Below are 20356 nucleotides of genomic sequence, written 5' to 3' on the forward strand. Positions count from 1 at the left end.
GCCGCCATGACCCCATCCCTCTCTGGCCTGCCTCCGATCCGCACCGCGCTGATCGGCTACGGCTTCGCCGGCAAGACCTTCCACGCCCCGCTGATCCGCGCGGTACCGGCGTTGTGCCTGGAGCACGTGGTCTCCCGCGACCCTGGGCGGGTGCACGCCGACCTGCCCGAAGCCCGGGTCAGCGCCGATCCGGATGAGGCCATCGAGGCCGCCGACATCGACCTGGTGGTCATCGCCTCGCCCAATGCCACCCACGCCAGCCTCGCCGAACGGGCCTTGCGCGCCGGCAAGCACGTGGTGGTGGACAAGCCGTTCACCGTCACCCTGGCCGAAGCCCGGCGCCTCGCCGACCTCGCCCGCGAACGGCCTGGCCAGGTCCTCTCGGTGTTCCAGAACCGGCGCTTCGACAGCGACTTCCTCGCCGTGGAGGCCGCCCTGCAGGCCGGCAGCATCGGCCCGGTGCGCTACTTCGAGTCGGCCATCGAGCGCTTCCGTCCGCAGGTCCGCGACCGCTGGCGCGAACACGACCTACCCGGCTCCGGGCTGTGGTTCGACCTCGGCCCGCACCTGCTCGACCAGGCACTGTGCCTGTTCGGCATACCGCAGCGTATGCACGGACACCTGCGCCGGCTGCGCGAGGGCGCGCTGACCGACGACTGGTTCGAGGTCCTGCTCGACTATCCGCACTGCCAGGTGGCGCTGCGCGCCAGCATGCTCGCTGCCAATCCGGCGCCACGCTTCAATGTGCACGGCGACCACGGCAGCCTGCTAAAGGCCGGCGCCGACATCCAGGAAGCGCAACTGCTCCAGGGACTGCACCCCGGTTCCGCCGGCTGGGGCCGCGATCCCGACCTGCTGCAGCATATCGACGGCCAGGGCCTGCGCCAGTCGCTGGTCACCCCGGCTGGCGACCAGAGCCGCTACTACCAGGCGCTAGCCGCCGCCATCCGCGGTCAGTCGCGCAACCCGGTGTCGGCGCAACAGGCCTGCGCGCTGATGGCCCTGCTGGAGTTGGCACGACGCTCCGCCGAGGAAGGCCGGAGCCTGCCGGTGGAGCTGCGCGACGAGGAACGCCAGGCCTGGAACTGAGGCATGGCAGTCCGGCGGAAACCGCGAGGGGATCGTAAGGCGTTAAAAAACAAAAAAAATTTCTTCGCCGGTGTTGACACTGCCGCGCTAAACCCGTTTAATTGCGCCCCGTTGCCCAGGTAGCTCAGTTGGTAGAGCAGGGGATTGAAAATCCCCGTGTCGGCGGTTCGATTCCGTCCCTGGGCACCATGAATACGACGAAAAGGCTCACCTCCGGGTGGGCCTTTTTGCTTTCCGCCGTTCGCCTAGACATGCTGCCCGCCGTTGACGTGGATTTCCGCGCCATTCACGTAGGATGCGCCGCTGGTGCAGAGGAAGTAGATCAGCGAAGCGATCTCCTCCGGCCGGCCGAGGCGGTGCAGCGGGATGCTGCGCTCGACGATCTCCTCGGTGCCCGGCGACAGGATCGAGGTGTCGATCTCCCCCGGCGCGATGGCGTTCACCCGCACCCCATGCGGGCCGAAGTCGTGGGCCATCTCGCGGGTCAGCGCGGACAACGCCGCCTTGGAAGTGGCGTAGGCCACCCCGGCGAACGGATGCACCTTCGAGCCAGCGATGGAGGTCACGTTTATCACCGTTCCCTGCGCCGCCTTCAGCTCGGCGAACAGGCCGCGCGCCAGCAGCGCGGTGGAGAACAGGTTGACGTTGAACACCCGCAGCCAGGTGGCGTAGTCGGTTTCCAGCACACCGAGGCGCTCGCCGCCTTCGCCCTTGGGCGAGATGCCGGCATTGTCCACCAGCGCGTGGAGCCGGCCGTCGCCGAGCTTCTCGCGGATCAGTTCCAGGCTGGCCTCGACGCCGGGAATGTCCTCCAGGTCCAGGTGGATGTGGTTTTCCTCGCCGTCCGCCCAGGGACATTCGCTGGCCCAGCTCTGCCGCGACGCGGTGAACACCCGCCAACCCGCGGCATTGAAGTACTTCACCGTGGCATGCCCGATACCGCGGCTCGCCCCGGTCAGCAACAGGGTCTTTCTCTCCGCCATACGCCCTCCGTGAAGGCCTGCTGGAATGAACGCGACTCGCACAGCCTACAAGGAATGACGAATCGCCGCGGCGGATCTTTCGCCCATCCCGGCGAACGGCCGAGCGTGAGCCAGGCAGTGCCGATAGACTAGGCGGACCCTGTCAGGACCCCGATCGATGCTGAAGAAAAGCTTCAACTCCCTGCTCGCCACCTGGCTCGCCGGCCTGCTGGTGATGCTGCCGCTGGTACTCACCCTGGCCTTGCTGGCCTGGGTGGTCAGCTTGCTGAACCGCTTCGTCGGTCCATCCAGCCTGATCGGTCGCGGCTTCGCCGCCATCGGCCAGCCGCTCGCCGGCGACTCGCCACTGGCCTACCTGCTCGGTACCGCGCTACTGCTGGTAGCCATCTACCTGCTTGGCCTCGGCGTACAGCTAGGCCTGAAGCGGCCGCTGGCCAACCTGTTCGACCTGACCCTGCGGCGCACCCCGCTGATCGGCAACCTGTACAACCTGGCCGACCGTTTCGTCGGCCTGCTGGACAAGAAGCAGGACGCCGACATCGCCGCGATGAGTCCGGTGTGGTGTTTCTTCGGCGGCGACGGCGCCGCCGTGCTGGCGCTGATGCCCAACCCCGAAGCGGTGGAACTGGACGGCCGCGCGCACTACGCGATCCTGGTGCCGACCGCGCCGATCCCGGTGGGCGGCGGCCTGCTCTACGTTCCGGTGGAATGGGTGAAACCGGCACAGATCGGCATGGACACCTTCACCAGCATCTATGTGTCGATGGGCATCACCCCACCGCCGCCGCTGGCCGCCGCCAAGGTGCTGGCGGAGCCGTGCGCGGAGCAGCCGCCGGCGGCTCCATAGGCGGTCCTGCGTGCCCGGGAACGGGGCGCGCACCGACCTCCAGGCTCTGCTTCAGGTCAGGGTTCGCCAGGAGTTTTCTTCGAAAGCCGACAGTTTTGTTCCTACGCGACAGCGCACTGCAGCGATGCGACAAGATGCCGCCAACCCCGCTCCAGAGGCACGCAGCCTGCTTGGCTCCGGTTGAAGCGCTGTGCTAGCTTGCCTTCGCCAGGAAGGCCCTTCCAATCCGAATAACAAGAGGAAAATCCATGGCCGAGGCCACCCCCGCACTGGAAATCCGTAACCTGCACAAGCGCTACGGCGACCTCGAAGTGCTCAAGGGCATCTCCCTCACCGCCCGCGACGGCGACGTGATCTCCATCCTCGGATCGTCCGGCTCGGGCAAATCCACCTTCCTGCGCTGCATCAACCTGCTGGAGAACCCGCACCAGGGCCAGATCCTGGTCTCCGGCGAAGAGCTGCGCCTGAAGAAGAGCAAGAACGGCGACCTGGTCGCCGCCGACAGCCAGCAGATCAACCGGCTGCGCAGCGAACTCGGTTTCGTCTTCCAGAATTTCAACCTGTGGCCGCACATGAGCATCCTCGACAACGTGATCGAGGCGCCACGTCGCGTACTGGGCAAGAGCAAGGCCGAAGCGATCGAGATCGCCGAGGGCCTACTGGCCAAGGTCGGCATCGCCGACAAGCGCCACAGCTATCCCGCGCAACTTTCCGGCGGCCAGCAGCAACGCGCGGCCATCGCCCGGACCCTGGCCATGCAACCCAAGGTGATCCTGTTCGACGAGCCCACCTCGGCGCTCGACCCGGAAATGGTACAGGAAGTGCTTAACGTGATCCGTGCGCTCGCCGAAGAGGGCCGGACCATGCTGCTGGTCACCCACGAAATGAGCTTCGCCCGCCAGGTTTCCAGCGAGGTGGTATTCCTCCACCAGGGCCTGGTAGAAGAGCAGGGAACGCCGCAACAGGTTTTCGAAAACCCCCAGTCGGCGCGCTGCAAACAGTTCATGTCCAGCCACCGCTAACGGAGCAACACCGCATGAAGAACTATAAGAAGATCCTGCTGGCCGCCGCTGCAACCCTGGCCTTCGCCCTCGACGCCAGCGCCGCCGACAAGCTGCGCATCGGCACCGAAGGCGCCTACCCGCCCTTCAACGGCATCGATGCCAGCGGCCAGGCGGTCGGCTTCGACCTCGACATCGGCAAGGCGCTGTGCGCCAAGATGAAGACCGAGTGCGAGGTGGTGACCTCCGACTGGGACGGCATCATCCCGGCGTTGAACGCCAAGAAGTTCGACTTCATCGTCGCGTCCATGTCGATCACCGACGAGCGCAAGCAGGCGGTCGACTTCACCGATCCCTACTACACCAACAAGCTGCAGTTCGTCGCGCCGAAGAGCGTCGACTTCAAGACCGACAAGGACTCCCTGAAGGGCAAGGTGATCGGCGCCCAGCGCGCCACCATCGCCGGCACCTGGCTGGAAGACAACATGGCCGACGTGGTCACCATCAAGCTCTACGACACCCAGGAGAACGCCTACCTCGACCTCTCCTCGGGGCGCCTGGACGGCGTGCTGGCCGACAAGTTCGTGCAGTACGACTGGCTGAAGAGCGACGCCGGCAAGGAGTTCGAGTTCAAGGGCGAACCGGTGTTCGACAACGACAAGATCGGTATCGCCGTGCGCAAGGGCGACCCGCTGCGCGAGAAGCTCAACGCCGCGCTGAAGGAAATCGTCGCCGACGGTACCTACAAGAAGATCAACGACAAGTACTTCCCCTTCAGCATCTATTGATGCCAAGCCAGGCCACCGCCGGGCGCGTCCCGGCGGTGGCCGCCTTCAGGCCTGACTTCTCATGATTCTCGACCTGCATGGGTTCGGCGAGCAACTGCTCGCCGGTACCTGGATGACCCTCAAGCTGTCGCTGGCGGCGGTCTGCGTGGGGCTGTTGCTCGGCCTCCTCGGCGCCATCGCGAAGACTTCGAAGTACGCGGCCCTGCGCTTCCTCGGCGGCACCTACACCACCATCGTCCGTGGCGTGCCGGAAACGCTCTGGGTACTGATGATCTATTTCGGCACGGTGAGCGGCCTGAACGCCCTCGGCGACCTTTTCGGCAAGCCGGACCTGGCACTCTCGCCGTTCGCCGCCGGCACCCTGGCCCTCGGCCTGTGCTTCGGCGCCTACGCCACCGAGGTGTTCCGCGGCGCGCTGTTGTCCATTCCGCGCGGCCATCGCGAGGCCGGCCAGGCGCTCGGCCTGTCGCCCGGACGGATCTTCTGGCGCATCGTCCTGCCGCAGATCTGGCGGGTCGCCCTGCCCGGCCTCGGCAACCTGTACCTGATCCTGCTGAAGGACACCGCGCTGGTGTCGCTGATCACCCTCGACGAGATCATGCGCAAGGCGCAGGTCGCCTCCAACGCGACCAAGGAACCCTTCACCTTCTACATGACCGCGGCCGCCATCTACCTGAGCCTCACGGTCGTCATCATGGTCGCCCTGCACTTCCTCGAACGTCGCGCCGGCCGTGGTTTCGTGAGGAACGAGCTATGAGCGAGTGGGAGCTGATCCTCAAGTGGATGCCGAAGATGCTCCAGGGCGCGGCGCTGACCCTGGAGCTGCTGGCGATCGCGGTGGTCGCCGGGCTCGCCCTGGCCCTGCCGCTGGGCATCGCCCGCGCCTCGCGGCACTGGTACGTGCGCGCGGTGCCGTACGCCTACATCTTCTTCTTCCGCGGCACGCCGCTGCTGCTGCAACTGTTCATCGTCTACTACGGCCTGGCGCAGTTCGAGGAAGTGCGCAAGAGCGCCTTCTGGCCCTACCTGCGCGATCCGTACTGGTGCGCGCTGCTGACCATGACCCTGCACACCGCCGCCTATATCGCCGAGATCCTCCGCGGCGCGATCCACTCGGTGCCGGTCGGCGAGGTGGAGGCCGCCCGCGCCCTCGGCATGTCGCGGCGCCAGGCGCTCTGGCACATCATCCTGCCGCGCGCGGTGCGCATCGGCCTGCCGGCCTACAGCAACGAAGTGATCCTGATGCTCAAGGCCAGCGCGGTGGTCTACACCGTGACCCTGTTCGACATCATGGGCATGGCCCGGACCATCATCGCCCGCACCTACGAATCGATGCTGTTCTTCTGCCTGGCCGGCGCGCTGTACCTGGTGATCACCATCGTGCTGACGCGGATCTTCCGCCTGATCGAACGCTGGTTGCGGGTCGACGCCACCCAGGGCCGCTGAGCGGGCGCTTTCCGATGCCTGCGGGGCGGCTATAATCGCCGCCCCGTTTTCCCGCTGCCGCTCGCATCGTGTCCGAAACCTTCCCGTTCCTCACTGGCGACGCCCTGTCGCAGCGCTTCCTCGCGCTGGACGCGTTCCTCCTCGAACACCAGCGGCTCTGGCGACCCCGCCCGTTCAGCGAACCGACCCTGGCGTGGGAAGCCGAACACGCCGAGCTGGCGTCCTGGCTGCGCGGGCGCAGCCTCGAACAGGCCGACGCGGAGCACAACCAGCCCACCCGCCTGGCCGCGCCCGCGCCTTATCCGCAGCTCGCCGCCCAGGCCGCAGCGCTGGGCGCGGTCGGCGAACTGCCATTGGCGGAACGCCCGCAGGCACCGAACCGCTTCAATGTCGACGTACCGGGACGCAAGTGGCAGCAGATCGGCCTGTTCGCCGGGCGCCTGCAGTTCGCCAGGCCGGTCGTCCACTGGCTCGACTGGTGCTCCGGCAAGGGCCATCTGGGCCGCCTGCTGGCCCATGCGGGGCAACCGCTGACCTGCCTCGAACACGATCCCGCGCTGGTCGCCGACGGACAGCGCCTGAGCGACCGCCTGGGGCTCTCCGCCCACCACCTCCGCCAGGATGTGCTGGCCGCGGACTGCGCCGAGCGCCTGCTTCCCGGGCATACGCCAGTGGCCCTGCACGCTTGCGGCGAACTGCACCTGCGCCTGCTGCGCCTGGCCAGCCAGGCCGGCTGTCGCCAACTGGCGGTGGCGCCATGCTGCTACAACCGCATTCCGGGGCCTTTCTACCAGCCACTCTCGCAAGCAGCAGGCCGATCGCTGCTCGCGCTATCGCTTGACGACCTGCGCCTGCCCCTGAGCGAGACCGTCACCGCCAGCCAACGGGTCCGTCGCCAGCGCGACCAGTCGATGGCCCGGCGCCTGGGTTTCGACCTGCTGCAGCGCGAGCTACGCGGAATCGACCAGTACCTCAGCGTGCCTTCCCTTCCGGTGGCCTGGCTGGAACGTCCATACGCCGACTACTGTCGCGAACTCGCCGCCCTCAAGGGACTTCCCGAACCGGCCGCGCGCGACTGGCAGGCGCTGGAAGCGGCCGGCTGGAAGCGCCTGGCGATGGTTCGCAACCTGGAACTGGTGCGCGCCCTGTTCCGCCGCCCGCTGGAACTCTGGCTGCTGCTGGACCGCTGCCTGTATCTGGTCGAACAGGGCTATAGCGTCCGCCTGGGCGAGTTCTGTCCGACCTCCCTGTCTCCGCGAAACCTGCTGATCCTTGCGGAGCGCAGCTGATACGGGTGTTCCGGATGGTTGCCCACACAACCTGTGGATAAGTCTGGTGACAAGTTCTGGGAAACATCTGCCGAGGGGCCCGTATCCAGGGGCGGGCAATGCTGTTCAAAAAATGAACAGAAAAAATAAAATCCATATAAAACAATATCTTGATAACAACCGAAATAACCGCAGCGACTCTTAGAGCGTTTCCTTCCTATCCCTTGCCCGCTTGTGCATAAGCCTGGCTTTCCGGTTAATCCGAAAGTGGACTTCGGCACCGGCAATAGTTGCAAAACGGCATCGTATGACGTTCGAAGGAACGGATTGTTCTTTTATTGCAACGGTTGACCTCTTGTTAATCGCTGCCTAGGCAGTATTATTTTGAAACACTTTCCCTGCCTAGACAGCGATCCCCCATGGGTCACTACAGCGCTTCCGACTTTCCCTTCAAGGGCTCCATTGGCCAGCTCATCGGCGTCAGTGCCGCGACCAAGGACCGCATCCTCGAGAAGCACCTCGCCGCGCTGGACATAACCGCCGCCCAGTTCAAGGTGCTGATCTTCGTCGGTCTCAACCGTGCCAACAGTCCGGTCGAACTGTGTCGCGAGCTGTCGGTGGACAGCGGCTCGATGACTCGCATGCTGGCGCGCCTGGAGAAAAAAGGGCTGCTGCTGCGTGGTCGCTGTCCCGAAGACCGCCGTTGCCTGCGCCTGGATCTCAGCGAAGCGGGACGGAAGGTCCAGGAGCAGCTTCCGCTTATCGCCTCGGCGGCGATGAACGAGCTGGTCGCCTGCCTGAGCACGGAAGAATTGCAGACGCTGACCCATCTGCTGACCAAGGTTCTGCTACACGCCGGCTGCCCGCGGGCCAGCCTGCAGGAGTCCTGATCCATGCCGTTCCCTCTTCTCCATCCCTGGCCGCAGCGATTGGCGCTGGCCTCGGCGATACTGCTGGCCGCCGGCTGCGTCACTTCCGAAGGCCTGGAACCGAACGCCCGACTGCAACCGGCAGGCGCCCTCCAGGCGGGCAGGAGCCTGGACGGCGTAGCCCTTTCACCAGCGGCCTGGCCGCGCCAGGACTGGTGGACCGGGCTCGGCGACCGGCAGCTCGACCAACTGATCGGCGAAGCCCTGCAAGGCACCCCCGACCTGCAGATCGCCGAGGCGCGTGCGCGCCAGGCGGCGGCAACGGCCCAGGCGCAAGATGCCGCGCGCCAGCCGACGCTGGACGCCAAGGCCAGCTACTCCGGCATCCGCGCGCCGACCAGCGTGGCCCCGGCACCGCTCGGCGGCCGCTATTCGGCGATCAAGTACCTGTCGCTCGGCTTCAATTACGACTTCGACCTCTGGGGCGGCGAGCGCGCCGCCTGGGAAGCCGCCCTCGGCCAGGCCAATGCCGCGCGGATCGACAGCCAGGCCGCGCGCATCGGCCTCTCGGCGAGCATCGCCCGCGCCTACAGCGACCTCGCCCACGCCTTTACCGTGCGCGATCTCGCCGAGGAAGAACTGAAGCGCTCGCAGCGCATGACCGAGCTGAGCCAGAAGCGCATGAGCGCCGGACTCGACAGCAAGGTCCAGCTGCAACAGACGCAGACCCAGCTGGCCACCGCCCGCCAGCAGCTCAGCGCCGCCGAGCAGGACATCGCCAGCGCCCGCATCGCCCTCGCCGTGCTGCTGGGCAAGGGGCCCGATCGCGGTCTCGAACTGCAGCGCCCGCAACCGCTGAACCCGGCCAGCCTGAGCCTGCCCTCGGTGCTCCCGGCGGAACTGCTCGGCCGCCGCGCCGACATCGTTGCCGCGCGCTGGCGGGTCGAGGCGGCGCGCCGCAACATCGACTCGGCGAAGACCGAGTTCTATCCCAACCTCAATCTCGGCGCGATGGCCGGCCTCGCCGCCCTGCACACCAACGACGTGTTGCAGGCGCCGAGCCGCTTCTTCCAGGTGGCGCCGGCGATCTCCCTGCCGATCTTCGACGGTGGCCGCCGCCGCGCCAACCTGGCCGAACGCGACGCCGACTACGACCTGGCCGTCGGCCAGTACAACAAGACGCTGGTCCAGGCCCTCGGCGAGGTCAGCGACGACCTCGGCAAGTTGCGCTCGCTGGCGCAGCAGGTGATCGACCAGCGCCAGGCCCGCGATATCGCCAGGTCCAACTTCGACCTGGCCATGCGTCGCTACGGCGAAGGCGTCGGCAGCTACCTCGACGCCCTCAGCGTGCAACAGCAACTGCTGGTCGCCGAACGCCAGCTGGCCAGCCTGGAGAGCCAGCAGATCGATCTTTCCGTCCAGCTGGTCCAGGCCCTGGGCGGCGGTTTCCAACCCGATTCCCGCTCCGCTGCGCTCGCTACCGCGAAAGCGCCGGCAGAATGAACGAGGCACCCACCATGACTACCGCCAACAGCGAAACCCCCGCCGGCAACCCGAAGCGCAAGCGCTGGTTGCTGATCCTGCTCGCCGTGATCGTCCTCGCCACCCTGGCCAGCGTGGCCTGGGAGTTCTTCTACGGCCGCTGGCACGAGGACACCGACGACGCCTACATCAACGGCAACGTGGTACAGATCACCCCGCAGATCGTCGGCACCGTGGTCAGCATCGGCGCCGACGACGGCGACCTGGTGCGCAAGGGCCAGGAACTGGTCAGGTTCGATCCCAGCGACGCCGACATCGCCCTCCAGCGCGCCGAGGCCAACCTGGCCCACACCGTGCGCCAGGTACGCGGGCTGTTCAGCAACGTCGACGGCTATCGCGCCGAGGTCGCCACCCGCAAGGTCGCGCTGGCCAAGGCCGAGGCCGACTACAAGCGGCGCAAGAACCTCGCAGACGACGGCGCCATTTCCCAGGAGGAACTGGCCCACGCCCGCGACGCCCTGGACAGCGCGAAAGCCTCGCTGACCAGCTCGGAACAGCAGTTGAACACCAATCGCGCGCTGGTCGACGACACCCAGATCACCTCCCATCCGGACGTCAAGGCCGCCGCCGCGCAACTGCGCCAGGCCTACCTGGACGACGCCCGCTCGACCATCGTCGCGCCGGTCACCGGCTACGTCGCCAAGCGCAGCGTACAGGTCGGCCAGCGCGTGCAACCGGGCAATGCGCTGATGGCCGTGGTCCCGCTGGACCAGATCTGGATCGACGCCAACTTCAAGGAAACCCAGCTCAAGCACATGCGTATCGGCCAGCCGGTGGAGATCCGCTCCGACCTCTACGGCAGCGACGTGCGCTACAGCGGCACCGTCGACAGCCTCGGCGTGGGCACGGGCAGCGCGTTCTCCCTGCTGCCGGCGCAGAACGCCACCGGCAACTGGATCAAGATCGTCCAGCGGGTGCCGGTGCGCATCCATATCGATCCGCAAGAATTGCAGAAGCATCCGCTGCGCATCGGCCTGTCGATGGACGTCAAGGTCGACCTGCACGACCAGAGCGGCCCGGCCCTGGCCCAGCAGCCACCGCGCGAAGCGCTGTTCTCCACCGATGTCTACCAGCAGCAACTGGCCTCGGCCGACAAGCTGATCGAACGCCTGATCGAAGCCAACCTCGCCGAAGACCACGGCAAGACCGCCCAGCGTTGAGCCCGCCAGCATGAGCGAAAGCAGCAGCTTCTCCCCGCCCAGCCTGGTGATGGCGACCATCGGCCTGTCCCTGGCGACTTTCATGCAGGTGCTCGACACCACCATCGCCAACGTCGCCCTGCCGACCATCTCCGGTAACCTCGGGGTGAGTTCGGAACAGGGCACCTGGGTGATCACCTCGTTCGCCGTGAGCAACGCCATCGCCCTGCCGCTGACCGGCTGGCTGGCCCGGCGGGTCGGCGAGGTGCGCCTGTTCATCGCCGCCGCGCTGCTGTTCGTACTCGCCTCGTTCCTCTGCGGCATCGCCCAGTCGATGCCTTCTCTGGTCGGCTTCCGCGCCTTGCAGGGCTTCGTCGCCGGGCCGCTGTATCCGATCACCCAGACCCTGCTGATCTCCATCTACCCACCGGCGAAGCGCGGCATGGCCCTGGCCCTGCTGGCGATGGTCACGGTGGTGGCGCCGATCGCCGGGCCGATCCTCGGCGGCTGGATCACCGACGACTACAGCTGGCCGTGGATTTTCTTCATCAACGTGCCGGTCGGCCTGTTCGCCGCTTTCGTCGTCTACCAGCAACTGAAGGCACGCCCGGTGGTGATCAAGAAGGCGCCGATGGACTACGTCGGCCTGATCGCCCTGGTGATCGGCGTCGGCGCCCTGCAGATCGTCCTCGACAAGGGCAACGACCTGGACTGGTTCGAGTCGAACTTCATCGTCGGCGGCGCGCTGATCGCGGCGATCGCCCTGGCCTTCTTCATCATCTGGGAATTCACCGACCGCCATCCGATCGTCAACCTGCGCCTGTTCGCCCACCGCAACTTCGCCGCCGGCACCCTGGCGCTGGTGCTGGGCTATGCCGCGTTCTTCGGCATCAACCTGCTGCTCCCGCAATGGCTACAGACCCAGATGGGCTACACCGCCACCTGGGCCGGGCTGGCCGCCGCGCCAATCGGCATCCTCCCGGTGTTCCTCTCGCCGCTGGTCGGCCGCTACGCCAACCATTTCGACCTGCGCATGCTCGCCGGCCTGTCGTTCCTGGCGATGGCCATCACCTGCTTCATGCGCGCCAACTTCACCACCGAGGTCGACTACCAGCACATCGCCATCGTGCAGTTGATCATGGGGCTCGGCGTGGCGTTCTTCTTCATGCCGATCCTGAGCATCCTGCTCTCCGACCTGCCCCCCGACCAGATCGCCGACGGCTCCGGCCTGGCCACCTTCCTGCGCACCCTCGGCGGCAGCTTCGCCGCCTCGCTGACCACCTGGATCTGGAACCGCCGCGCCACCCAACACCACGCCTATCTCAGCGAAAACATCAGTCTCTACGACCCGGCCACCCACGAAACCCTCGCCCAGCTCGGCGGCAACACCCAGGCGAACGCGGCGCTGCTCGACCGGATGGTGCAGAGCCAGGCCTACATGATGTCCACCATCGACTACTTCACCATGCTCGGCTGGCTGTTCCTCGCCCTGCTGGTGATCATCTGGCTGGCCCGCCCGCCGTTCGGCGCCAAGCCCGGCGCGGCCGCCTCCGGGCACTGAGGACGAACGGCATTCGGGCAGGAAAATCAGTGGTTTACTCCTGGCGGCGGCTGGCTATAATGTCGCCCTCTTCGCCGGTATAGCTCAGCTGGTAGAGCAACTGACTTGTAATCAGTAGGTCCCGGGTTCGACTCCTGGTGCCGGCACCATTCAAGGTTCCATAGAAAGCTTTCAAATCTCTGGAACCCCCGAAAAACCCGCCTTCTGGCGGGTTTTCTCGTTTTGGCGTTCCGTCGGATTCCGAGGGTAGCCAGCGCTAATAAGGGTAGTTCTAAGGATAGAGGTCCGTTTCGATATCGGAGACTACCCTTATGGCCCGCACCACTGCCCCGCTTACAGACACCACCTGTCGCACGGCAAAGCCCAGAGAGCGCGAGTACAAGCTCTTCGACGGCAACGGTCTTTACCTGCTTGTGCAACCCAACGGCCGCAAAGGCTGGCGACTCAGGTAAGTGAAACCCGATGGCCGCGAAGGCCTGACCGCCCTCGGCAGCTATCCGGTGGTCGGGCTGGGCGACGCACGCCGCAAGCGCTTCGAGATCAAGCAGCAGCTCGCCAATGGCATAGACCCCATCCAGTACAAGCAACAAACCAAGACCCAAGCCGTGATCAACGGCCACACCTTCGAAAGCGTTGCGCTCGACTGGCATGCGAGCATGGTGCCGAAGTGGGCGCCCGGCCACGCCAAGACTGTGCTCAGCCGGTTGAAGACTCACGTATTCCCTTTGCTTGGTGCCAGGGCAATCGTTGAGTTGGACACCCACGATCTCATGCAGCCACTGGAAGCCGTGACGAAGCGCGGCACCATCGACGTGGCGCTCAGGATCAAGAACTACCTGCAAAGCATCATGCGTGAAGCCAAACGGCTGCGACTGATCACGGCGAACCCGGCTCACGACCTCGATGGCTCGATCAAGACACCACGGGTAACTCACCGACTCGCACTACCCTTATCGCGGCTGCCAGAGCTACTGGCATGCATTGAGGACTACAGAGGTCGCCCGCTCACGCGCCTCACGGTGATGCTGTCGTTGCATGTATTCGTACGCTCCAGCGAACTGCGCTTCGCCCGCTGGAATGAATTCGACCTAAAGCGAGGTATCTGGGAGATCCCCGATACCCGCCCGGCGCTGGACGGCGTGCCCTTTTCCACAAGGGGTACAAAGATGGCCGGGGACATTCACGTTGTACCTTTATCGCCGCAGGCCGTGGACTTGCTTGAGCAGATCCACGCGATCACCGGCAAATTCGAGCTGGTGTTCGCGGGAGATGCCAAACCGTGGAAACCGATGTCCGAGAACACGGTGAATGCCGCGCTCAGGACGATGGGCTACGACACCAAGGTGGATATCTGCGGCCACGGGTTCCGAGCCATGGCGTGCAGTGCGCTGGTCGAGTCCGGGCTGTGGTCAGAGATAGCGATCGAACGCCAGATGAGCCACAAGGAACGCAACAACGTGCGCGCCGCCTATACCCACAAGGCCGAGTTCCTCGAAGAGCGCACGCAGACAGGCGAGAACGTCACGCGCCTTCGCAGTGCCAAAAGGACCGAGTAGCCCGCCGCACCACCACCTCAACCTCGCGGTGAAGTTACCCACAGCACCGCATGAAGCTCCTCCACGCGGGTCCATTGAAACGAGGCGGCGTAGCCGCCCCGTTTCAATGGACCTAACCTTATCAAAAGCGACTGGCACAGTAATCGTCTGTGGAAAACCACTGATGTCCACCGGGGGATAGTTTTATCCACAGGCGCTAACCACCTGAAATCGCTTTGCTTGACGAATATTGTCCACAAGCGTAGACCGGTAGGTGCAAGCGCTGCCGAGGCAGCTGAATGTGGCCAGAAACCTGAAAGGTCACGCCGCAACCGCGGTGGTTCAACCCCCAAGTACGATTCGCGTCCGGTAGCTCGTACGGTCACTACCCATGTGATGGATGCCAACTAAACATCGTTGCCCCTGCGGCAGCCACCCTACCCTCCTGCCCAGCAGCAATCTATCCGCTTGGCCATTTCGTATGCGCCAACCTGCGCCCGTCTCTTTCTCTGGAAAGAGACGGGCGCTCCTACCACTGCTGCAGCCCTTATCGCACATGGCTTTGCGGCAATTCCCCTCGTGACAATCGGCGTGACAAACGCCGATGTCACCAGCAACAGCGATGTAGATGATGGTGCCGCAGACCAGGGAATGGACTGCACCTGACTGACAGTCAGGCATGCCCCGGTCATCGCATTGCTGCGTTCACCCGGCTCAGAATCTTCAGGCGCTGGTCTCGTCAGCCAGTGCTGCCTCCACCCGCCCACCGGTAACGGTGTTTAGGAGGCCAGATCATGAGATGCCCTTGCTCCCGGTCGTAAGGAGCCGCCAGTCCCGCGTAGTGGACATTCCCCACAGGTCGCAGGGGCCTTGATCCCTGATAACACTCAGCATTCTTGGCGGGATGACGTGGGGCGAGGATCGGAGATCGGCTGATGAGGTGACTGACATGGCATTGGTGGGTAGACGCGATGGTCGTAATTTCGGTTACGGCAGACAATTGAGCTACGCAGGCCCGCAAGCGCTGAAAGACACGTTCGGTGGCGGTCATTACGGCACGGTCAAAGCACACTGTGATCGGTGGCAGGCATTCGTCAGATGGTGCCGTTCCGAACAGGGGCCGGGTATCAATGATGCGCGGCAGATTGATCGGAAGGTGTTGGCCGACTATGCAGCATATCTGCGCGACACGGTTGAGCGCGGTGACCTCGCCGTCAGCACCGCGCAAAATCGGCTTTCCAGCGTCAACAGGACCATGGCGGCGCTTCGCGGTGATCAGTACGTGAAGTTACGAAGTCCGAGCAAGGCACTGGGCATGCAGCGCACCGGGATTCGCCAGTCGGTGCCGCAAGGCCAAGACCGCGAACAGGTTAAACAGATTGTCGATGCGCTTTGCCGTGATCATCAGCAGCGGGTCGCCGCGATTGTTCTGTTGACGCGCGCCACCGGCATGCGCTTGCGTGAAGCCATCTTGGCTGACCTGCCACGGCTAAGCCGTGAGGCTAACGATCTAGGCGAGATAAACATTCAGGATGGCACCAAAGGTGGCCGCGCGGGTGCCTCAGCGCCACGTTGGATTGCGGTGGATGACCATATTCGAGGTGCGCTTGGATTTGCACGGCAGATGTCGCCTACAGGTAGCAGCAACCTAATAGCGCCACATGAAAGCTATCTGAATGTTCTGCAAGAAATCATTCGCCCCGCGCGGGCCATCCTGCATGCACACAACCTCAGAGGCTTCCATGAGCTCCGTGCGGCGTACGCATGTGAGCGCTATGAGCAAATCACCCAGCACCGGGCGCCTATCAACGGCGGCCAATGTTGCCTGGTAGATAGATACCTTGATCGTGAAGCTCGGAGGCAGATCAGCAGTGAGCTAGGGCACGGTCGGATCGATGTGGTCGCGGCATACATTGGAGGACGGACATGAGCAAGCCATTCGATATGGAGCTGTTCTTAGCTGGCGTGCTGATCGGATCGCGCGCGACGCGGCAACGTCATTTGCGGCAGGCGAAGCTTATCCAAGCTGAGATTGCAGATCGCTGGCAGCGAGAGACGCCTTGGGCCTGGCAAAAAAACACTTATCTTGGTTTCTTGAACATCGCCTATGTAGACACAGTGAGGCGACGCGATATTACTACGCACTGACTGTACGGCTGATCGTTCGCCGCTTAAAAAAACATGGAATTTCAACCTCTGATCGAGTGCGTTGCATGAGTGACTCAGCAATTTGCTCTCAAAGGCTTTCGCTCTATTTAATGAAGAAGAAACTAAGAACAATTTAATTATTCTGACAAGTCGAACAATATCAAATAGCTTTAGCACCTAAAGCTTACGCACCTGGATTACTCTCAATTCCGCCAAGGCGCACATTATAATCAGAAATAGACTAATCACCCAAAAATTAAGAGCAACGCTGAAGTACCAGGCAACAAACGGAAACTAGCCAGCCACTAGCACCTTAAAGCTTCCATACCAAGATCGGCCGAACTCTGCGCCCGGCCGATTCGCAGGCTTATCGGAACTGAAAAACCTACATCACTTGGAAAGAGAGCAGTCAGAATATCTCAATCCATAGATTCCCTAAGCGGCACTGACCTAAAAACAAAGCACCGAATACATTTCGATTCTCTTGGACCGCCAGCATCGATCATCCAAAGCATGACAAATGAGCCTTTAATGCATTATGAACAAAGACTTTATTCTGGAAGAGAATCTCATCATCACCCCTGAAGGAAAAACGCATCCTTTCATGGTTCTCATCTATATTCCCTATAATTCCAACACGGAAAAGATCCTTTAGCACCTCACGAAGTGAAACTCGCTCCAGCAGCTTTTTCGTTTCATCATGTTCCAGCACTACAAGATCTGCCCTCTCACTTAACTCAGCAAATGTAGCTATTTGTTTGTATCCATAGAAAAGATATTTAATCCCTTCAACTTCAGCAGCCTTATATTTTGCCTTCAGTTCTTCTGCGAGCTCTACCCAAGATGCAGTGGAATACGCTTTGCGTATAGCTTCGAGAGCTTGCAAAGAAAAAGTTTCATCATCTGGATATTGGTCTTGCACAGTAATTAGCAAGCGCACTACATCACGAGGACGATACCATGAATTATGAAGAATGTAGACTTGCGGATTTTGATTATTTATTTTTCGTGGGAAATACTGACTCCACAACTCTTGAGATGATAAGTCTACAAGTCCTGCTTTCTCGCGCGCATTGTTTATGCGCTGCCAGATAATATTCAATAGCGGCTGCTGTGTGGCATCAAGCCCGGGTCTATTCCATGATATTACAGACCCGAAGTCAGCAATCGGCTTATTGATTTCCTTTCCCAATGCGTCCACAGCACTCAAGACTTCTGATCTGATGGCTGCATAGAGGCAGATTGGATAGCCTCTCGACTTACAAGTCGCGTTCAATCGCTCAATCGAGACAATCAGATCCCTAACTAAGCGAGCATCACGCTGGTACTGCTTGTTGCTAGCGTAATTCAGCTCGAGCTCGTCAAAAAAAACGTTCAACCGTCTTGCATCAGGCTCTAATTTCTGGAAGGCTTGATCGGCTCTACGTACGAGGTCGTTGAAATTAACCTTTGCTCGACCAGAGTCATCCCAATCAAACTCCAAACCTAACTTCGGCGACTGGCTTATTTCAACCGTACCTTTTCGGATATTAGGCACCAATCGCATAAGTCCAGATTTCTCTGCCTTAGCATCTGCTTCAGAAGTGACCAATGCAACAAACGTATTGAGCAATTCGTTATTCTGGAATGGTGAGCTGCCTTCTTGTATTAGAGAGGCAATTTTTCTATAGATAAACCAACGCCATACGGTCTCAAAATCATCGCCGTCATAAGCATCACTATTTTCTGCCACCACTTGAACCCTGGCTGCGCGAGCAAAATCCTTTCTCAAGTCTTCATCTACGTCTGATTTAAACAAAACGAAACTTGAATCTGAGTCGCCGGATTCCTCAAGCTTTAATGAGACATAGCGCAGAAGAGCTGTTTTTCCTGTGCCTTTTAATCCCACTATGTAATATTTTTTCTTATCGTAAAATTTTTCTATCGATAGCGCTGGCGGAACAACAAATGAGTTAACGAAACGTACGATTTCTTCAGGACTATTACTCAGCACCTCATTCTTAGCGTCTGTGCTACCAAGAGGAATATCCTTTAATTTTAGTACACCTGGAGTAGTCATCAAAAAACTTCCTGTATATCCGATTTTAACTTACTGTAGAAAATAGGTTATTGCCAAAACTGAGCAGCACTTTACTCGCAGCGCGCCTGAGCTATAAGAAACCATTTACCACACATCCACCCTCGGTGCCAAGCATGCAGGAGAAATATTCCTGTTATTAATGTCTAATTGCTCTTCGCGACGCTGCGGATAAACCTTCGACAAGGAGGACAGGTGAGGTCGAGCTTGTTCGCAATTGGCATTGCGTCTCCCATGCTCTATAAAATTGTTCATACCCGTCGCTCCGAGGCAACGCTGTTTATTCTTCTATTGATGGAACTACATTGAGAGTAATTGCCGTACATAGAGGTATTGCTCTCGCCTCACTAACAAGAGCATGAGCCAATGAAAGTAAGCGGCGACTACAAAGGTCCGTTACTGAAATAATACAGGCGCACTGATACAGCCGGACAGTAAACCTCTGACCTTTGATATAATCCCACTTGAGGACGAAGATAACTTTTCTCGAAAGCTCACTGAAAATGTTAAGCAGTATAAATAACGGTTCGCCTGTGCCTCTAAAAAATTACGATTACATATTATTCAATCTGACGGGGATATCTTCACTCAAGCAGCCTAATTAGATGCGGGTGGACTTTTCACTCTCCTGCGAGCCAATGCAGATAGCTGTAATGCAGTATTCTCTGTTAACTCTGAAAATAGTTGCATTGGGCGCGGGACGCCGACTGCAGAGCGGACCCCTACGGCTTCGGATAAGCCACATAGAGGATTGGCAGATGAGCTTGAAGTTCGAGAACACAGACAGCGTGAGGCTGATCTTGCCCAGCAGCCGTGGACACGGGTTTAAGCACACATCCTGGCCTCGAAGGCCTCTGGGCTGATGTGCCCCAGCGTGCTGTGTCGCCGCTGGCGGTTGTAATCGGTTTCGACGTATTCAAACACGGTTTCACGCATCTGGGCGCGGCTCGTGAAGCGCTCGCCGTGGATGCACTCGACCTTCAGGCTGTGGAAGAAGCTCTCTGCACAGGCATTGTCGTAGCAGTTGCCTTTGGCGCTCATGCTGCATCGCAAGTGATGGGCGCGGATCAGCTCCTGGTAAGCCGCTGAGCAGTACTGGCTGCCGCGGTCGCTATGCACGATCACGTCATTAGGCTGCCTACGTCGCCACAGCGCCATGTGCAAGGCATCGCAAACCAAGTCGGCCGTCATGCGTTCGTTCATGGCCCAGCCGATCACCATCCGTGAATACAGATCGATGACCACTGCCAGATACAGCCAGCCTTCCTCCGTATACAGGTAGGTGATGTCACCCACCCATTTCTGATTTGGCGCAGATGCCTTGAAATCCTGCTTGAGCAAGTTCTCTGCCACTGGCAGGGAGTGCTGAGAATTGGTCGTGGCCTTGAACTTCTTGGCGGCCTTGGCACGCAGTCCTTGCCGTTGCATCGAGGCGGCTACCGTCTTGCGATTGCAGGGTAGGCCGGCTTCCCGCAGGTCGTGGCAAAGCCGTGGAGCCCCGCTGCGGCCCTTGCGTGCGCTGTATGCCTGAGCGACCTGCCGATCCAGTTCGGCTCTTCGCCGCTGGCGCATTGACGGCCTGCGAGAGCACCAAGCGTAGTAACCGCTGCGGGCAACGCCCAACACGCGACACATGGCCTGGATCGAGAAATGCGCGGTATGAGTCCTCATGAAGGCGTACTTCACTTGAGGCTCTTGGCAAAGTACGCGGCGGCCTTTTTTACGATGGCCAGCTCCTCGGCGTGCTCGGCCAACAGCCGCTTGAGTCGGGCATTCTCGTCGGCCAGCGACTGCTCGCGCTCGCTGCCGGACTGAGTCTGGTGCTTCTTGCTCCGCCAGCCGTAGAGCTGGGAAGCATGCAGGCCGAGCTGTTCGGCAGCCTTGCTGACGCCAATGCGCTCGGCCAAAGCCAGCGCTTCGTCCTTGTAGGCTTGGGAATGGCGGGTGCGGGTCTGTTTCATTGGGGTTGCTTGTCTTGCCATGATTCACCTCGTTGCAGTTTATCGCTTAACGGGGTGTCCACTGGGACTGGGCAAGATCAGGCTGAGCCTACTGCTATAAAG

15 protein-coding genes, 2 tRNA genes and 2 pseudogenes are annotated in these 20356 nt (G+C 61.5%); 16 read left to right on the top strand and 3 right to left on the bottom strand.

Going from position 1 to position 20356, the window contains the following annotated elements:
- Positions 1-6: 6 nt before the first annotated feature.
- Both VQ067_RS28140 and VQ067_RS28145 read left to right on the top strand, forming a co-directional pair.
- Positions 7-1089 carry an oxidoreductase gene (locus tag VQ067_RS28140; RefSeq protein WP_003096102.1) on the top strand — a complete coding sequence of 361 codons (1083 nt, stop codon included), beginning with the start codon at positions 7-9 and terminating at the stop codon, positions 1087-1089.
- 113 nt (positions 1090-1202) lie between these two features.
- A tRNA-Phe gene (locus tag VQ067_RS28145) sits at positions 1203-1278 on the top strand.
- Positions 1279-1334: 56 nt separating this feature from the next.
- Here VQ067_RS28145 and VQ067_RS28150 read toward each other — a convergent pair.
- Entirely contained in the window at positions 1335-2072 is a 738-nt protein-coding gene (locus tag VQ067_RS28150) for an SDR family NAD(P)-dependent oxidoreductase (protein WP_003096148.1), read from the bottom strand.
- A 157-nt stretch (positions 2073-2229) separates the two neighbouring features.
- On the opposite strand from VQ067_RS28150, the gene VQ067_RS28155 reads away from it, so the two are divergent.
- The 14 genes and pseudogenes from VQ067_RS28155 (at position 2230) to VQ067_RS28220 (ending at position 16268) form a co-directional block, all read left to right on the top strand.
- Positions 2230-2919 carry a DUF502 domain-containing protein gene (locus VQ067_RS28155; RefSeq protein ID WP_009314455.1) on the top strand — a complete coding sequence of 230 codons (690 nt, stop codon included), beginning with the start codon at positions 2230-2232 and terminating at the stop codon, positions 2917-2919.
- Between the two features lie 248 nt (positions 2920-3167).
- Positions 3168-3941 carry an ABC transporter ATP-binding protein gene (locus tag VQ067_RS28160; RefSeq protein ID WP_003096153.1) on the top strand — a complete coding sequence of 258 codons (774 nt, stop codon included), beginning with the start codon at positions 3168-3170 and terminating at the stop codon, positions 3939-3941.
- Between the two features lie 14 nt (positions 3942-3955).
- Positions 3956-4708, top strand: coding sequence for an ABC transporter substrate-binding protein (locus tag VQ067_RS28165; protein ID WP_003096156.1), 753 nt, complete (start codon positions 3956-3958; stop codon positions 4706-4708).
- Between the two features lie 61 nt (positions 4709-4769).
- The gene (locus tag VQ067_RS28170; protein ID WP_003105543.1) at positions 4770-5465 is read left to right on the top strand and encodes an ABC transporter permease; all 696 of its coding nucleotides are present in this window, start codon (positions 4770-4772) and stop codon (positions 5463-5465) included.
- Positions 5462-6154, top strand: coding sequence for an ABC transporter permease (locus VQ067_RS28175; protein ID WP_003096163.1), 693 nt, complete (start codon positions 5462-5464; stop codon positions 6152-6154). The genes VQ067_RS28170 and VQ067_RS28175 overlap by 4 nt, the downstream gene beginning before the upstream one ends.
- A 68-nt stretch (positions 6155-6222) precedes the next feature.
- Positions 6223-7443 (top strand): methyltransferase, encoded by a 1221-nt coding sequence (locus VQ067_RS28180; protein ID WP_010792271.1) that lies wholly within the window; start codon positions 6223-6225, stop codon positions 7441-7443.
- 398 nt (positions 7444-7841) lie between these two features.
- On the top strand, positions 7842-8312 hold the full coding sequence (locus tag VQ067_RS28185; protein WP_003110596.1) for a MarR family winged helix-turn-helix transcriptional regulator: 471 nt from the start codon (positions 7842-7844) through the stop codon (positions 8310-8312).
- Between the two features lie 3 nt (positions 8313-8315).
- A complete protein-coding gene (locus VQ067_RS28190; protein WP_033991293.1) occupies positions 8316-9794 on the top strand; it encodes an efflux transporter outer membrane subunit in 1479 nt (492 codons plus the stop codon).
- Positions 9795-9808: 14 nt separating this feature from the next.
- Entirely contained in the window at positions 9809-10993 is a 1185-nt protein-coding gene (locus VQ067_RS28195) for an HlyD family secretion protein (protein ID WP_003110594.1), read from the top strand.
- Positions 10994-11003: 10 nt separating this feature from the next.
- The gene (locus VQ067_RS28200; protein WP_003096173.1) at positions 11004-12533 is read left to right on the top strand and encodes a DHA2 family efflux MFS transporter permease subunit; all 1530 of its coding nucleotides are present in this window, start codon (positions 11004-11006) and stop codon (positions 12531-12533) included.
- Between the two features lie 73 nt (positions 12534-12606).
- A tRNA-Thr gene (locus tag VQ067_RS28205) sits at positions 12607-12682 on the top strand.
- 162 nt (positions 12683-12844) lie between these two features.
- Positions 12845-14089 (top strand): annotated as a pseudogene (locus VQ067_RS28210) (tyrosine-type recombinase/integrase).
- A gap of 928 nt (positions 14090-15017) precedes the next feature.
- Complete coding sequence (locus tag VQ067_RS28215) at positions 15018-15998, top strand: integrase domain-containing protein (protein WP_033991292.1); 981 nt, start codon at positions 15018-15020, stop codon at positions 15996-15998.
- Positions 15995-16268, top strand: a pseudogene (locus tag VQ067_RS28220) (hypothetical protein). Before VQ067_RS28215 ends, VQ067_RS28220 begins: the two are co-directional and overlap by 4 nt.
- A gap of 450 nt (positions 16269-16718) precedes the next feature.
- On the opposite strand, the gene VQ067_RS28225 reads toward VQ067_RS28220, so the two are convergent.
- Positions 16719-18275 carry a P-loop ATPase, Sll1717 family gene (locus VQ067_RS28225; RefSeq protein WP_125093635.1) on the bottom strand — a complete coding sequence of 519 codons (1557 nt, stop codon included), beginning with the start codon at positions 18273-18275 and terminating at the stop codon, positions 16719-16721.
- An 843-nt stretch (positions 18276-19118) separates the two neighbouring features.
- A protein-coding gene (locus VQ067_RS28230) for an IS3 family transposase (RefSeq protein WP_105446839.1) occupies positions 19119-20275 on the bottom strand; the annotation gives its coding sequence in 2 pieces (ribosomal slippage) (positions 19119-20017 and positions 20017-20275; 1158 coding nt in all).
- Positions 20276-20356: the final 81 nt, after the last annotated feature.

The sequence above is a fragment of the Pseudomonas sp. KBN12P06040 genome (assembly GCF_037574965.1).
Classification (GTDB): Bacteria; Pseudomonadota; Gammaproteobacteria; order Pseudomonadales; family Pseudomonadaceae; genus Pseudomonas; species Pseudomonas aeruginosa.